Source organism: Achromobacter sp. ACM04 (genome assembly GCF_014851465.1).
GTDB classification, from domain to species: domain Bacteria; phylum Pseudomonadota; class Gammaproteobacteria; order Burkholderiales; family Burkholderiaceae_B; genus Achromobacter; species Achromobacter aegrifaciens.
The window spans coordinates 514,657-527,187 of record NZ_JACUZS010000002.1 but is presented as its reverse complement, the minus strand read 5'-3'; the positions used below and the strand labels follow the sequence as shown (position 1 = coordinate 527,187).

Here is a 12,531-nt window from a genome sequence, read left to right as displayed (position 1 = left end):
GCATTTGCGCAGCCCTGGCGCCGCGGTCTAGACTGGCCGCTTTCCCTTCTTTCACGCACTCCGCCATGGCGCTGCATAGCTGGCTCATCTACCTGGTCGCGGTCATTGGGCTGTCGATAACTCCCGGACCGAACACGCTGCTTGCGCTCACGCATGGCGCGCTGCATGGGCACCGCAAGGCGTTGTGCACCATCGCAGGCGGCGCGGTGGGCTTTGTCGCGCTCATCGCCTTGTCCATGCTGGGCATCAGCGCCTTGCTCAAGGCCTGGGGTCCTGCGCTGACGGTATTGAAGTGGGCGGGCGGCGCCTATCTGATCTGGCTCGGTATCCAACTCTGGCGTGCGCCGGGCGTGCAGTTGCAGCCGGCCCCCGACATGCCGCGCATACGCGGCATGCGCATGTTCAGTCAGGGCCTGTTGTCGGCGATCTCCAATCCCAAGGCACTGCTGTTCTACGGCGCCTTCCTGCCGCAATTCATCGATCCGGCCCGCAGTCTGTACACGCAGTTCGCGATCATGGCCGGCACCTTCGTGGTGGTGGAGTTCCTGGTCGAGTACGTGTTGGCGCGTCTTGCGCATCGCGTGCGCCCCTGGCTGGAGCGCGCCGGCCGGCGTTTCAACAAGGTGTGCGGCGGTTTGTTTGCCGCCATGGGGGCGGCGCTGCCAGGGTCTTGATCGCCGGCGTGGTGCGTTGCCGCTTCAGTCCTCAGCGAGCCACCGCCCGGATTCCGGATCGATCGCCGCCCGGGCTCCATCCATCCGCACTTGTTCCTCATCCAGCCGCGCGGCGGTAGCCGGATCGACATCGAAGGCGATGCCGAGCGCGCTTGCGACGCGAGGGTCCTCGATCGGCAGTTCCCACGTCAGGAACAATTGCGCCAACTCCAAACCGGCCGCGAAGTCCGCTTCGCGAAAACCCGTGCCATCGCGCGGGATGACGGCATGCGGCTGGCAGGTATCGAAGATCATGGCGGTGCCGCGCAGGAGCGGAATGCGCAGGCCGGCGGCCGGGAAATGCACGTCCAGGCCCCGGTCTTCGCTCAGGAACAGATTGCAGAAGGCGGCGCCGCCATATTGGCCGCCGTCATGGTGGTAGCGGGCGCCGCGGCAGGCCATGAGGGCGATGTCGGCGTTCGCCAGCACGCCGGGCAATCCCAGATCGCGCGTCCAGCCGCGCATTGCCTGCAGGCATAGCCCGTATTCGGGCCAGCGCGCCTGCGTGCGCGCCAGCGGCATCTGCTCCACGTCCCCGGGCTCCAGGCACAGGCGGGTGGCCATCTCGCGCTCCCAATCCGACTGCACGCGCGCGGGCGGCGCGGGCACGTCCAGCGTGGCGGTCAGCACCGTGCTGCTGACGCTGCGGCTGCGCATGGCGTCGCCGCTCCAGTAAAAGGAGGTCAGGCGGCCGGGCGCGTGGCGCGGGTGCGAAACGTGATTCATCGGACCGGAGGATCCTGGCAGGCGGGTGCGGTGCCGGGACCGGCAAGGAGAGCGGCTGTGGAAAGCCGCTATGTTAACGGCGCCGTATCCAACAGCCCATCGTCGGCGCCCTGTCCGGCGGGCGCACGACGGAGACGCTATTCCCGCATCAGCGCGGCCAGCCGCTCGACCTCGACCGCCAGGCGGTAGGCGCGCTTCAGGTAAAGCTGAGCGTCGTGCTCCCAGGAGAAACCGATGCCGCCGTGCACTTGAATGGAGAGCTTTACCGCGCGCCGCGCCGCGCCGGCGGCCAGGCGGGCGGCCAATGCGGCCAGCTCGGCATCGGCCGAGCCGCGCGCGGCCAGCAAAGCCTCCACGGCGTAGCGGCTGTTGTCCAGCCCGGTCCAGGCGTCGACCAGGGCGTGCTTGATCGCCTGGAATTGCCCGATGGGCCGGCCGAACTGTTCGCGTTCCTTGGCGTAGGCGATAGCCAGGTCCAGCGAGGCGCTGGCGGTGCCGACCAGCTGCGCCAGCAGGAAGGCCAGATGATTCTGCAGCGCGGGCAGAGCCAACGTCGAGGGCAGCGCGGCCTGCGCAACCGCGGGTCCGCACAGGCGGGCCAATGCCGTGGTGGGATCCAGGCCCTGTACGGATTCGAGCATTGCCGGGTCGTAACGCGCCAGCAGCCAGCCCTCGTCCTGACGGGTGAGGCGCAGGTACTGGGCCGTGGACCCGTAGGCGTCTATCCAGCCTTGTTCGTCGCCGGCACGGTCGCAGCGGAGGCTGGCAGGATGTGCCGCCAGGTCCAGCACGACTTCCGACAGGGCAGGCGCCTTTTCCAATAGCGCGCTGGCGAGGAATGCCGACGCGCCATAGGGTAGGGTGAGCAGCGCGCGTCCCGCCCATTCACCCATGAGCTGTGTGCCTGGGCCGTATTCGGCCTGGAAGGCTTCCGATCCCGCTTCCAGCCAGCCGCCCTCGGCCAGCTCCTTCCACAGGGCGCGCTGGGCGGCGTCGTCCGCAGGTAGCGCGCGGCGGGCGTAGGCGGCGGGATGCTGTTGTTCCAGCAGGCGGCCGAAGGTGGAGGACAGCAGTGTCCTGATTTCGCTATGCATGTTGTCCCCTGTCCTTGGGCAGGCCGAGCAGGCGTTCGCCCACGATATTGCGTTGGATTTCCGAGGTGCCCGCGACGATGGTCTCGGCGCGCGACCACAAAAATTCGCGCAGCACGCAAGCCGTGGCTGCATGCGGCGCCGCGGCTTGCGGGCCCAGGATGGCGGCTTCGTCCAGCAGCTCCAGGCGCTGTTCCCAGATGCGCTGGCGGGTTTCGCTCCACAGCAGCTTGAGCATGGCGCCGTCGATACCGGGCGTGTCGCCTGCGGCGACCTGCCGCAGCACGCGGTCCACGCGCCAGCGTATGACCTGGCACTGGTCCGCCAAGTCGCGCACGCGGCGCGTTTGCACGGCACGTTCGTCTGCGTCCAGCGGGGTCTGCGCCAGCGCCTCAGTCAGTTGCCGCAGTTCGTCTTCCAGCTGGACGACGCGCGGCAGGAAGTAGATACCGCGCTCATACTCGGCGGCGGCCATGGCGATGCGCCAGCCTTCGCCGCACTCGCCCAGGATGCGTCCTTCCGGCACCGGCGTCGCGTCGAACAGCACTTCGTTGTAGTCGGCCTCGCCCGTCATCTGGCGTATGGGCTCTACTCGCACGCCCTGGGCCTGCATGTCGATGAGCATGAAGCTCAGGCCGCGGTGAGCCTGGCTATCGGGATCGGTGCGCACCAGCGCGAAGCACCACTTGGCCAGGTGCGCCTGCGTGGTCCAGATCTTGCGGCCGCTGACGCGCCAGCCGGAGGCATCCGGCTTGGCGCGGGTGCGCACGGACGAGAGATCGGAACCGGTCTGGGGTTCGGAGTATCCCTGGCACCAGATCTCGCTGCCGTCGCGGATGCCGGGCAGGAATTGCGTCTTTTGCGCGGGCGTGCCAAAGCGCAACAGGGTGGGGGCGAGGATGGCGTGCGCGATGCTGTTGATGGGCTGCGGCGCATGCAGGCGCGCGCTCAGTTCGTGGAAGGCGATCAGCGTGGCGGTGCTGAGTTCGCGCCCGCCGTACTCGCGCGGCCAGGTGAGCGCGATGAGGTCGGCCTCGCACAGCATGCGGTTCCAGGCCTGGCGGCATTCCTGGGTGTGCGAGGCGGTGACCGGATACCGCTCGCGCAGCTGGACCAGCGCGGTGCGCAGCCATGCCCCGGCGTCTTCGAGAAAATGTTCGGTGCGTATCATGGTTGGGAACAATCAGAAGTTGGGATGGAGGACGCGCGGCGTGTCCTCGATGCGGACGGGCGCATCGATCCAGCGGTTCAATTCGGAGGGCGCCAGGCCGTCCACCAGGGCGAGCGGCACAAAGGCCCCGCCGCGCACGTCGAAGATGCCGATGTCTGCATAGACGCGTCCGACCACGCCCGCGCCGGTCAGGGGCAGGGCGCAGCGGCCGCGAAGGCGCGGCGCGCCCTCGCGGGTCAAGGCTTCCATCATGACCCAGACGTTGCGCGCGCCCACGGCCAGGTCCATGGCCCCGCCCACGGACGGCATGGGATCGTCCACGCCCAGCGACCAGTTGGCTAGGTCGCCCTGGCAGGAGACCTCAAACGCACCCAGCACCGTGATGTCGATGTGGCCGCCGCGCATGATGGAAAAAGAATAGACATGATCGAAGATGGCCGCGCCTTCGGTGAGGGCGATCGACTGCTTGCTGGCGTTGATGAGATCGCCGTCGGCGGTCTCGTGGTCTTGCAGCAGGCGCATGCCGAGGATGCCATTCTCGCTGTGCAGCTGCACGCCGCGCGCGGGGTCGAGGCGGTCGGTGACCATGGTGGGCATGCCTATGCCCAGGTTGACCACGGCGCCGGCGGGCAGGTCGGCGGCCACCAAGGCGGCCAGTTGCTCGCGTGACAGTCGTTTCATTGCGGACTCCCCAACAGGCGGTGCACGAACAGGCTGGGCGTGACGATGGCGTCGGGATCGAGCGCGCCGCAGGGCAGGATCTCTTCGACCTCGACAATGGTGTGGCGGGCCGCCATGCACATGACGGGACCGAAGTTGCGCTGTGCGCGGCGATAGACCAGATTGCCCGACTGATCAGCCCGATGGGCGCGGATGAAGGCGTAGTCCGCGCGGAGCGGCTCTTCCAGCACGTAGCCGCGGCCGCCGAACACACGGGTTTCGCGGCCCTCGGCCAGCGGCGTGCCATAGCCCGTGGGCGAGTAGAACGGTCCCATGCCTGCGCCGCCCGCACGGATACGTTCGACCAGGGTGCCTTGGGGCATGACCTCCACGGCCAGGCTGCCCGCCTGCGCCCGCTCACGGATCACGTCATTGCCCGGCATGCGCGGATAGGAGCAGACGATGCGGCTGACACGTCCCGAGGCCACCAGGGCCAGGAAGCTGGCTTCGCCCGCGCCGGCATTGTTGTTGATCAGGGTCAGGTTATCCACGCCTTGCTTGGCCAGCAGGCCGGCCAGCAGGCGCGCGGGAATGCCCGAGCCGCCGAAGCCGCCGACGAAGATCACGGCGCCGGATTCGATGCCGCGCAGCGCTTCTTCCACGTTTGCGCAAGTCTTGTCTTTCATTGTTCCTCCTTGGCCCAGGCCGCGCGGCCCTGGGCGCACAGGGCGCCGGCCTGGTGGCAGGCCAGGGCCATTTCATCTGACTGGCGCCATAGCGACACCGCCACGTCCAGGCCGGGATAGACCGGCGCCATGAAGCGCAGGTCCAGCTCGCCCAGCCGCCGGCCGGGCAGCTGCCGCAGGCAGGCTTCCAGGGCGCGGTTGACCATGCCCAGCAGCGCCGCGCCGTGCAGGATGGGGCGGTCATAGCCCGCCCGCCGGGCGCTGGCCGGATCAACGTGCAGCGGATTGCGGTCCGCGTTCAGGCGGTACAGCGCGCCTTGGTTGCGGCTGGTGGGCAGGACGATGATGCTGTCCGGCGGCGTCGCGGGAGGCGCGGGGATCGGAGCGGCCAGCGCGTCGCTGAGCGCGGCGTCGCCGCCCGAGTAGCCGCCGTCGCCGCGACAGATGTTCAGTTGCTCGATGACGGCGAATTCCTGTCCGGTGGCCGCGTCGCACAGCGTGCGCCGCGTCACGAAGAAGGCGCCGGGACTCTTGTCGGCGATGCGCGCGACTTCCATCTGGCACAGAACCTCGCCGTGCGGCGGCAGGCGCCGCGGGAAGCGCATGCGCTGTTCGCCATGCACGACCTGGCTCCAGTCCAGGCCGTGGCGCGGATCGCGCATCCAGAAGCCGGGATAGGCCAGCACGCAGGCCATGGCGGGCAGGGCGCGCAGGCCCTGTTCGTAGATGAACCGGGTTTCGTCGCCGACAGGGTCGTCTACGGCCAGGCCCGCGCCCACGCCCAGGGCATAGAGGATGCAGTCGTCCTCGCCGTAGGCCTGGCGTTCCGGCGCGAAGGCATGGGCCTTCAGGCTGCGGTAGTCCAACGCCATGGGAGCCTCAGACCGGATCCCAGGCGAATACCTGGGCGGAGGTGTCCAGCGGCATGAAGGAGGCGCGCAGCGCGGCCATGCCGTGTTCGGCGATGCTCTCGGTGGTCCAGCCGTCCGAGCGATGCACCGAGCGCACCGGGCGCGACTGGCTCATCAGGAAGATCTCGTTCAGGCGGATCGCGAACACCTGTCCCGACACCTCGGCGGAAGCATCCGAAGCCAGGTAGCAGATCAGCGGCGCGATGGTTTCGGGTCCCATGCGGCGGACTTTCTCGACGTGGCGCGCCTGTTCCTCGGTCTTGGCCGGGATGGTTTCGGTCATGCGGCTCCAGGCCAGCGGGGCGATGCAGTTCGAGCGTACGTTGAAGGCGGCCATGTCCAGCGCCATGGCCTTGGACAGGCCGACGATGCCGAGCTTGGCCGCGCAATAGTTGGCCTGGCCGCGGTTGCCGATGACCGCCGAGTTGGAGGTCATGTTGATCAGGCTGCCACTGCCCTGCTCGCGGAAGTGCCGCGCAGCGGCATGGCTGAGGTTGAAGCAGCCGTAAAGATGCACCTTGACCACGGCGTCGAAGTCCTCGGGCGTGAGCTTGTGGAACATCTTGTCGCGCACGATGCCGGCGTTGTTCACTACCGCGTCCACGCGGCCGTAGGTGTCCGCGGCGGCCTCGATGATGCGCTGCGCGCTGGCGTATTCGGCCACCGAGTCGCCGTTGGCGACGGCCTCGCCGCCGGCGGCGCGGATTTCCTCGACCACGTGCGCCGCCGTGCTCTGCGAGGCGCTGGTGCCGTCCAGCGATACATTCAGGTCATTGACCACCACCCGCGCGCCCTGCGCGGCCAGCGCCACCGCCGCGGCGCGGCCGATGCCGTTGGCCGCGCCGGTGACGACCACTACTTTTCCTTCCAGCATGTCGAATCTCCTTCAGTCCATCCAATTGGTCAGCACGGTGGTGGCCTGGGCGCTCAACACCCCGCCATTGCCGTGCACGAGCGCCGTGCGCGCCTGTTTAACTTGCCGTTCGCCGCATTCGCCGCGCAGCTGGCGCACCGCTTCCACCAGGCCGAACATGCTGTACATGCCGGGATGCACGCAGGACAGCCCGCCGCCGTTGGTATTGACAGGCAGCTCGCCGCCGGGAGCGATGCGTCCTCCGGACACGAAGGCGCCGCCTTCGCCCTTGGCGCAGAACCCCATGTCTTCCAGGAACAGGATGGGATTGATGGTGAAGGCGTCGTAGAGCTGCACCAGGTCGATGTCGGCCAGCGCCACGCCGGCGCGTTCGCGCGCCAGGTCGGCGCTTTGGCCGGCGACGGTGCGTGTCAGGTCCGCCATGCAGGCGATCTGCCGGTGCGAGTGCGCCATGGCCGTGCCTTGCACATACACCGGCCGGGCGGCATCGGCGCGGTCCGCCGCCGTCACCACGATGGCGCCCGCGCCGTCGGTCACCAGACAGCAGTCGCGCGCGGTCAGCGGCGAGGAGATCACGCGCGCGCCCAGCACATCGTCGATGGACAAGGGTTCGCGCTTATAGGCTTCCGGGTTCAGCCGCGCCCAGGCGCGCGCGGCCACGGCGACCTCGGCCAGTTGCTCGCGGGTGGTGCCGTATTCATGCATGTGGCGGCGCGTCGCCAGCGCGTAGCTCGTCGGAGGGTTGAAGGGCTGGAACGGTTCCTCGTAGGGAAACGGGTCCAGCCGCGCGCGGGCGCCGGAGGTCGCCGAGACGCCGTTGCCGCCGCGCGGGGCGGCGCCGTATGCGATCACGATGTTGCGGCACAGGCCGGCCTGGATCGCCCCCGCGGCGGTCAGCAGGTGGCCGACGAAGGACGCGCCGCCGATCTGGGTGCTGTCCATGAAGCGCGGGTACAGGCCCAGGTACTCGGAAAGTTTGTTCAGCCACATCGACGAAGACAGGCTGGCGCTCATCAGGCCGTCGATGTCCTCCATGCGCAAACCCGCGTCGCGCACGGCGGCGTGCACGGCCAGCGAGGTGATCTCCAGGTCGTTCAGACCGCCCGCGTCGCCGATGCCGGCCGTGGCGCAGCCGGTGATGGCGATGGCGCCGCGCAGGTTCTTGTTCCAGTCCGTCATGGCGCTTCCTTGCCGAATACTACGCGGGCGCGCTGCGGGTCGGGTCGGGCCGTCAACCGCATGCCGATGCGCGGCTCGCCTTCGTCCAGCAGCGTGGACATCATGCGGAAGCCTTCGTCCATATCAGCCAGGATCACGTTGCGCGCGGGCGCCTGCGGCGTGGCCGGAATCTCGGAATAGGAATAGAGCGTGGCGCCGGCGCGCATGGGCCGCCAGGCGTATTCCTGCGAGCGGCAGTGGGTGCAGTGCGTGCGCGGGAAGAAGAACGAGAGCCCGCAGCTGCGGCACACCTGGACCTCCAGGCGTCCCGCGCGCAGCGCCTCGGCAAAATAGGCCTCCGGCGACAGTGAGCCGATGCGGACCTCACTCATCCTTGACTCCGGCCTGGTTGATGACGGCCTGCCATTTGTCCATCTCGTCGCTGACGAACTTCTGGTACTGGGCCAGATCCATGTCGCCGGGCTCCGACCCGGTGGAGCGGATGTAGTCCTGCGTGGCGGGCTGCATCACCGACTTGCGGATCTCGCTGTTCAACGTCTGCACGATGTCGGCGGGTGTGCCGGCCGGAGCATAGACGCCCACCCAGGTGCTGAGGTCGAAACCTTTGTAGCCCAGCTCGTTGAGGGTAGGCACGTCCGGGTAGCGCGGCTGGCGCTGCGCCGAGGCGATGGCCAGGGGCACGATCTTGCCGGACTGCAGATAGGCGTTGGCGGTCACGGACTCGGCCATGCCGAAGGGCACCTGGCCCGACACCAGATCGGTCATCGCCGGACCCGCGCCGCGATAGGACACGTGCATCAGCGGCAGGCCGCTCTGCGCGCGCAGCAGTTCGCCCACGATGTGCGGCGCGCCGCCAGCGCCGGCCGTGCCATAGGGCACCGAGGCCTGCTTCTGCGCATAGGCCTTGAAGTCGGCGAAAGTCTTGATGCCCTGGTTGGCGTTGACCAGCAGGAAGTTGGGGCTGACGGCCAGCAATGCCACGGGAGCGAAGTCCTTGCGGGCGTTGTACGGCAGCTTCTTCATGGCGGGGTTGATCACGTGGCTGGTCGCGCCTACCAGGATGGTGTAGCCGTCCGGCTTCTGTCGCGACACGTACTCGGTGGCGATCTGGCCGGTTGCGCCCGGCTTGTTCTCGACCACGAAGGGCTTGCCCAGGCGGGTCTGCAGATCGGCCGCGATGCGGCGCGTCAGGATGTCGGTCATGCCGCCCGGGGCATAGGCCACCACCAGGGTGACGGGCTTGGCCGGATAGGTGTCGGCGGCGGCAATGGCGGGAAGGGCGGCCAGCAGCGTCAGCAGCTGCTTCAGGCCAGGCTTGAGTTTCATGTCGGAGGTCTCCTCGTCCTGCGGGCTGGTTTGCCCTGCTTGGTTATGGCGTCGAGGTGACCTTCCGGATGGCGCGTAGGGCGGTGTGCCTCGACGCGCTAATGATGGAAGCGGCCCATCATGCAAACAATTGATTAATTGTCATGAAGGCATTCAAGAAAGAGATGAATGGCCGGCGGCAGCGGGCTGCCCCTGCTCTGCAAGATGGGCTTCGAAAGCAGCGAGAAATGCGGCAGCGGCGCGCGACAGCCGGTAGTCGGCACGGCGCAGGACGGACAGTTCGTGCAGCGCCTGGGGCCGGTCGGCGATGCACAGCGCCTTCAGCCCCATTTCCTGGCAGACATGGCGCACGTAGCCTGGCATGACCGTGATGCCCATGCCGCCGCGGATCATGGCAAAGGCGGTGGTCAGGCTGCCGGTCTGGGCCACGCTGCGCACCGTCAGCCCCTGGTCCCGCAGGATCTGGTCCATCTTGCGGCGCACGGTGTAGGTGCCGCGCAGCAGGATGTGCGGGTAGCGCGCCAGTTCGCGCCAACGCGCCTCTTCGTGCAGCGCCAGCGGGTGGTTGGCCGGCACCACGGCATACATGGGGCCGCGGTAGACGACGCGGCAGTCCAGCCGCGGATCCTGGCTTTCCAGCGCCACCAGCCCCAGATCGGCCTTGCCGTGCAGGACATGCTCGGTGGCCTCGTCGCCGGTGAGCTCGTGCAGGTCGAAGACGATGTTGGGATGACGCGCATGGAATTGCGCCACCACGGGCGCGATCAGCGTGTGCATCATGATGGGCGAGGCCGCGACGGAGACCTCGCCGCGCTCCAGCCCGGCCAGGCTGCTCAGGCTGCGTTCGGCCGCGCGCAGCGATCCGAAGGTTTCCTGCGCGTAGGCATACAGCTCGGCCGCGCCCTCCAGCAGCTCGACGCCGCGCGCGGAGCGCTCGAACAGCGCCATGCCTATCGCCTTCTCCAGTTCGGAGCAGAGCTTGCTGACGGTGGATTGCGTCAGGTTGAGCGCCTCGGCGGCGCGGGTGAAATTCTTCAGCTCGTACACGGCGCAGAAGGCCCGGAGCTGGCGCAGCGTGATACCCATGGTGCGACTCCCGCAAGAGGCGGCTATCGTACCCAAGCCGCCCGTGCTTCGGTATTTATTCCATTCCAGACTTATTTAATGAAAATTACTCGCTTGTTGTGATGAAACCTCGCCCTTAGCATCGGTGACGATAACCCTAGCTGGAGTTTCCATGACCGCGCCTATTCCCGCCTTTTCCCATGCCCTCGTGACCCGCGACGAGCGCGGCGTCTACACCTTGCAGATCCACGATGCCAAGAGCCTGAACATCCTGGCCTCGGCGGTCACGTTGAGCCTGACCGAGGCCGCCCGCTGGATTGGCGCGCAGGACGATGCCCGCGCCGTCGTCATCCGCGGCTCGGGCGAGCGTGCCTTCGTGGGCGGCGCCAACATCTATGAAATGGCCGAACTCGACCCGCAGGGCGCGCGCGAGTTCATTACCCGGCTGCGCGACCTGTGCGACGCCGTGGCCGCGATTCCCGTGCCCACCATTGCCCGCATTCCCGGCTTCTGCCTCGGCGCCGGCATGGAGCTGGCCGCGGCCTGCGATATCCGCCTGGGCTCGGCGGACGCGGTTTTCGGCATGCCCGAGGTGCGCGTGGGCATTCCGTCCGTAATCCACGCCGTGCTGCTGCCGGCCATCATCGGTCCCGGCCCCACCAACTGGCTGCTGCTGACCGGCGAGACCGTGGACGCGACCCAGGCCCGGCAGTGGGGCTTCCTGGAATTCGTCAGCGAGGCCGGCGCGCTGGACGCCCTGGTCGAACGCACTGTGGCGCCCATCGCCGAAAGCGGTCCGATCGCCGTGCGTTCGCAGAAGGCCCTGCTGCGCTACTGGAGCGAGTCGACTGTCGAGGCCGGCCTGGATCGCAGCGTGGCGGCGTTCGGCGAGGCCTTCACCACCGACGAGCCGCGCCGCTACATGGCGCCCTTCGTCAATCGCAAGAAGCAGCAGGAGGCCAAGTAATGGCCGGTCCGCTCGCAGGCGTGCGCGTCATCGACCTGACGTCGGTGGCCATGGGGCCGTACGGCACGCAGATCCTCGCCGACATGGGCGCGGAGGTCATCAAGGTCGAGGCGCCCGAAGGCGACGTGTTCCGCACCTCGGCTCCGGCCGCGAGTCCGGGCATGGGGCCGGCTTACCTGAACCTCAACCGCAACAAGTACAGCGTGACGCTGGATGCCAAGACGCCGGCCGATCGCGAAAGCCTGCTGCGCCTGATCGATGGCGCGGACGTGTTCGTGTCCAACGTGCGTCCGGCGGCCCTGGCGCGCCTGGGCCTGGACGCGGGCACGCTGCGCGCGCGCAACCCGCGCCTGATCCATTGCTCGGCCGTGGGCTTCGGCCAGGACGGCCCCTATGCGGCGCGGCCGGCCTTCGATGACATCATCCAGGCCATGAGCGGACTGGCCGATTTGCAGGGGCGCAACAGCGGCGCGCCGGCCTATGTGAACACCATCCTTGCCGACAAGGTGGCGGGCCTGACGCTGGCCTACGCCATACCCATGGCGCTGTACGAGCGCGAGCGTTCGGGTCAGGGGCAGGCGGTTGAGGTCCCCATGTTCGAGACCCTGGTCTCCTTCACGTTGATCGAACACATGAGCGGCCACAGCTTCGTGCCGCCGCGGGGACCCATGGGCTACAGCCGCGTGCTGTCGCCGCAGCGGCGTCCCTACCGTACGCGCGACGGCTACCTGGCGCTGCTGCCCTACACCGACGCGCAGTGGCGGCGCTTCTTCGCCCTGGCCGAACGTGCGGACCTGGCGGCGGACGCGCGCTATGTCGACGCAAGCGCACGCGCGCGGCACTTCGACGAGCTCTATCAGGACCTGGCGGACATCGTCGCCTTGCGCGGTACCGAGGAATGGCTGGCGCTGCTGGCGGACGCGGACATTCCGCACTCGCGGGTGAACACGCCGGAAGCCCTGTTCGAGGATCCGCACCTGAAGGCGACGGGCTTCTTCCAGCGCGTGGAACATCCGACCGAAGGGCCGCTGGTGGCCGCCGGCATCCCGGTGCGCTTCTCGCGCACGCCGGGCGAGATCAGGCGCCAGGCGCCGCGCCAGGATGCCGATCGCGATATGCTCGAGCCTGCGCGCTGAGGCCGGCATGGCCGGCGGCGCCTGGC

The 12,531-nt window shown here is 68.3% G+C and carries 14 protein-coding genes; 3 read left to right on the top strand and 11 right to left on the bottom strand.

What is annotated here, in order from left to right; genetic code table 11:
* Positions 1 to 65 precede the first annotated feature (65 nt).
* Positions 66 to 674 (top strand): LysE family translocator, encoded by a 609-nt coding sequence (locus IB259_RS13320; protein WP_054451758.1) that lies wholly within the window; start codon positions 66 to 68, stop codon positions 672 to 674.
* Between the two features lie 24 nt (positions 675 to 698).
* On the opposite strand, the gene IB259_RS13315 is transcribed toward IB259_RS13320, so the two are convergent.
* From IB259_RS13315 to IB259_RS13265, 11 genes are all read right to left on the bottom strand, one after another.
* A complete protein-coding gene (locus tag IB259_RS13315; protein WP_192329249.1) occupies positions 699 to 1,439 on the bottom strand; it encodes a hypothetical protein in 741 nt (246 codons plus the stop codon).
* Between the two features lie 137 nt (positions 1,440 to 1,576).
* Complete coding sequence (locus IB259_RS13310; RefSeq protein WP_192329248.1) at positions 1,577 to 2,533, bottom strand: acyl-CoA dehydrogenase family protein; 957 nt, start codon at positions 2,531 to 2,533, stop codon at positions 1,577 to 1,579.
* Entirely contained in the window at positions 2,526 to 3,701 is a 1,176-nt protein-coding gene (locus IB259_RS13305) for an acyl-CoA dehydrogenase family protein (RefSeq protein ID WP_192329247.1), read from the bottom strand. The genes IB259_RS13310 and IB259_RS13305 overlap by 8 nt, the downstream gene beginning before the upstream one ends.
* A 12-nt stretch (positions 3,702 to 3,713) precedes the next feature.
* Positions 3,714 to 4,382 carry a CoA-transferase gene (locus IB259_RS13300; protein ID WP_192329246.1) on the bottom strand — a complete coding sequence of 223 codons (669 nt, stop codon included), beginning with the start codon at positions 4,380 to 4,382 and terminating at the stop codon, positions 3,714 to 3,716.
* The gene (locus tag IB259_RS13295) at positions 4,379 to 5,047 is read right to left on the bottom strand and encodes a 3-oxoacid CoA-transferase subunit A (protein WP_192329245.1); all 669 of its coding nucleotides are present in this window, start codon (positions 5,045 to 5,047) and stop codon (positions 4,379 to 4,381) included. The genes IB259_RS13300 and IB259_RS13295 overlap by 4 nt, the downstream gene beginning before the upstream one ends.
* Entirely contained in the window at positions 5,044 to 5,919 is an 876-nt protein-coding gene (locus IB259_RS13290) for a MaoC/PaaZ C-terminal domain-containing protein (protein ID WP_192329244.1), read from the bottom strand. The genes IB259_RS13295 and IB259_RS13290 overlap by 4 nt, the downstream gene beginning before the upstream one ends.
* 7 nt (positions 5,920 to 5,926) lie before the next feature.
* Positions 5,927 to 6,832 carry an SDR family NAD(P)-dependent oxidoreductase gene (locus tag IB259_RS13285; RefSeq protein ID WP_192329243.1) on the bottom strand — a complete coding sequence of 302 codons (906 nt, stop codon included), beginning with the start codon at positions 6,830 to 6,832 and terminating at the stop codon, positions 5,927 to 5,929.
* 12 nt (positions 6,833 to 6,844) lie between these two features.
* Positions 6,845 to 8,011, bottom strand: a complete 1,167-nt coding sequence (locus IB259_RS13280) for an acetyl-CoA acetyltransferase (protein WP_192329242.1) — start codon at positions 8,009 to 8,011, stop codon at positions 6,845 to 6,847.
* Complete coding sequence (locus tag IB259_RS13275; RefSeq protein WP_013396006.1) at positions 8,008 to 8,382, bottom strand: Zn-ribbon domain-containing OB-fold protein; 375 nt, start codon at positions 8,380 to 8,382, stop codon at positions 8,008 to 8,010. The genes IB259_RS13280 and IB259_RS13275 overlap by 4 nt, the downstream gene beginning before the upstream one ends.
* The gene (locus IB259_RS13270; RefSeq protein ID WP_192329240.1) at positions 8,375 to 9,337 is read right to left on the bottom strand and encodes a tripartite tricarboxylate transporter substrate binding protein; all 963 of its coding nucleotides are present in this window, start codon (positions 9,335 to 9,337) and stop codon (positions 8,375 to 8,377) included. Before IB259_RS13270 ends, IB259_RS13275 begins: the two co-directional genes overlap by 8 nt.
* A gap of 153 nt (positions 9,338 to 9,490) precedes the next feature.
* Positions 9,491 to 10,423, bottom strand: a complete 933-nt coding sequence (locus tag IB259_RS13265; protein WP_192329238.1) for a LysR family transcriptional regulator — start codon at positions 10,421 to 10,423, stop codon at positions 9,491 to 9,493.
* Positions 10,424 to 10,574: 151 nt separating this feature from the next.
* On the opposite strand from IB259_RS13265, the gene IB259_RS13260 reads away from it, so the two are divergent.
* Entirely contained in the window at positions 10,575 to 11,369 is a 795-nt protein-coding gene (locus IB259_RS13260) for an enoyl-CoA hydratase (RefSeq protein ID WP_054451754.1), read from the top strand.
* A complete protein-coding gene (locus IB259_RS13255; RefSeq protein WP_192329236.1) occupies positions 11,369 to 12,505 on the top strand; it encodes a CaiB/BaiF CoA-transferase family protein in 1,137 nt (378 codons plus the stop codon). The genes IB259_RS13260 and IB259_RS13255 overlap by 1 nt, the downstream gene beginning before the upstream one ends.
* Positions 12,506 to 12,531: the final 26 nt, after the last annotated feature.

What these genes read in the sequence shown, in the direction of transcription:
- IB259_RS13320 (WP_054451758.1), top strand. Translation starts at nt 66, where the DNA reads ATGGCGCTGCATAGCTGGCTCATCTACCTGGTCGCGGTCATTGGGCTG.
- IB259_RS13315 (WP_192329249.1), bottom strand. Translation starts at nt 1,439, where the DNA reads ATGAATCACGTTTCGCACCCGCGCCACGCGCCCGGCCGCCTGACCTCC.
- IB259_RS13310 (WP_192329248.1), bottom strand. Translation starts at nt 2,533, where the DNA reads ATGCATAGCGAAATCAGGACACTGCTGTCCTCCACCTTCGGCCGCCTG.
- IB259_RS13305 (WP_192329247.1), bottom strand. Translation starts at nt 3,701, where the DNA reads ATGATACGCACCGAACATTTTCTCGAAGACGCCGGGGCATGGCTGCGC.
- IB259_RS13300 (WP_192329246.1), bottom strand. Translation starts at nt 4,382, where the DNA reads ATGAAACGACTGTCACGCGAGCAACTGGCCGCCTTGGTGGCCGCCGAC.
- IB259_RS13295 (WP_192329245.1), bottom strand. Translation starts at nt 5,047, where the DNA reads ATGAAAGACAAGACTTGCGCAAACGTGGAAGAAGCGCTGCGCGGCATC.
- IB259_RS13290 (WP_192329244.1), bottom strand. Translation starts at nt 5,919, where the DNA reads ATGGCGTTGGACTACCGCAGCCTGAAGGCCCATGCCTTCGCGCCGGAA.
- IB259_RS13285 (WP_192329243.1), bottom strand. Translation starts at nt 6,832, where the DNA reads ATGCTGGAAGGAAAAGTAGTGGTCGTCACCGGCGCGGCCAACGGCATC.
- IB259_RS13280 (WP_192329242.1), bottom strand. Translation starts at nt 8,011, where the DNA reads ATGACGGACTGGAACAAGAACCTGCGCGGCGCCATCGCCATCACCGGC.
- IB259_RS13275 (WP_013396006.1), bottom strand. Translation starts at nt 8,382, where the DNA reads ATGAGTGAGGTCCGCATCGGCTCACTGTCGCCGGAGGCCTATTTTGCC.
- IB259_RS13270 (WP_192329240.1), bottom strand. Translation starts at nt 9,337, where the DNA reads ATGAAACTCAAGCCTGGCCTGAAGCAGCTGCTGACGCTGCTGGCCGCC.
- IB259_RS13265 (WP_192329238.1), bottom strand. Translation starts at nt 10,423, where the DNA reads ATGGGTATCACGCTGCGCCAGCTCCGGGCCTTCTGCGCCGTGTACGAG.
- IB259_RS13260 (WP_054451754.1), top strand. Translation starts at nt 10,575, where the DNA reads ATGACCGCGCCTATTCCCGCCTTTTCCCATGCCCTCGTGACCCGCGAC.
- IB259_RS13255 (WP_192329236.1), top strand. Translation starts at nt 11,369, where the DNA reads ATGGCCGGTCCGCTCGCAGGCGTGCGCGTCATCGACCTGACGTCGGTG.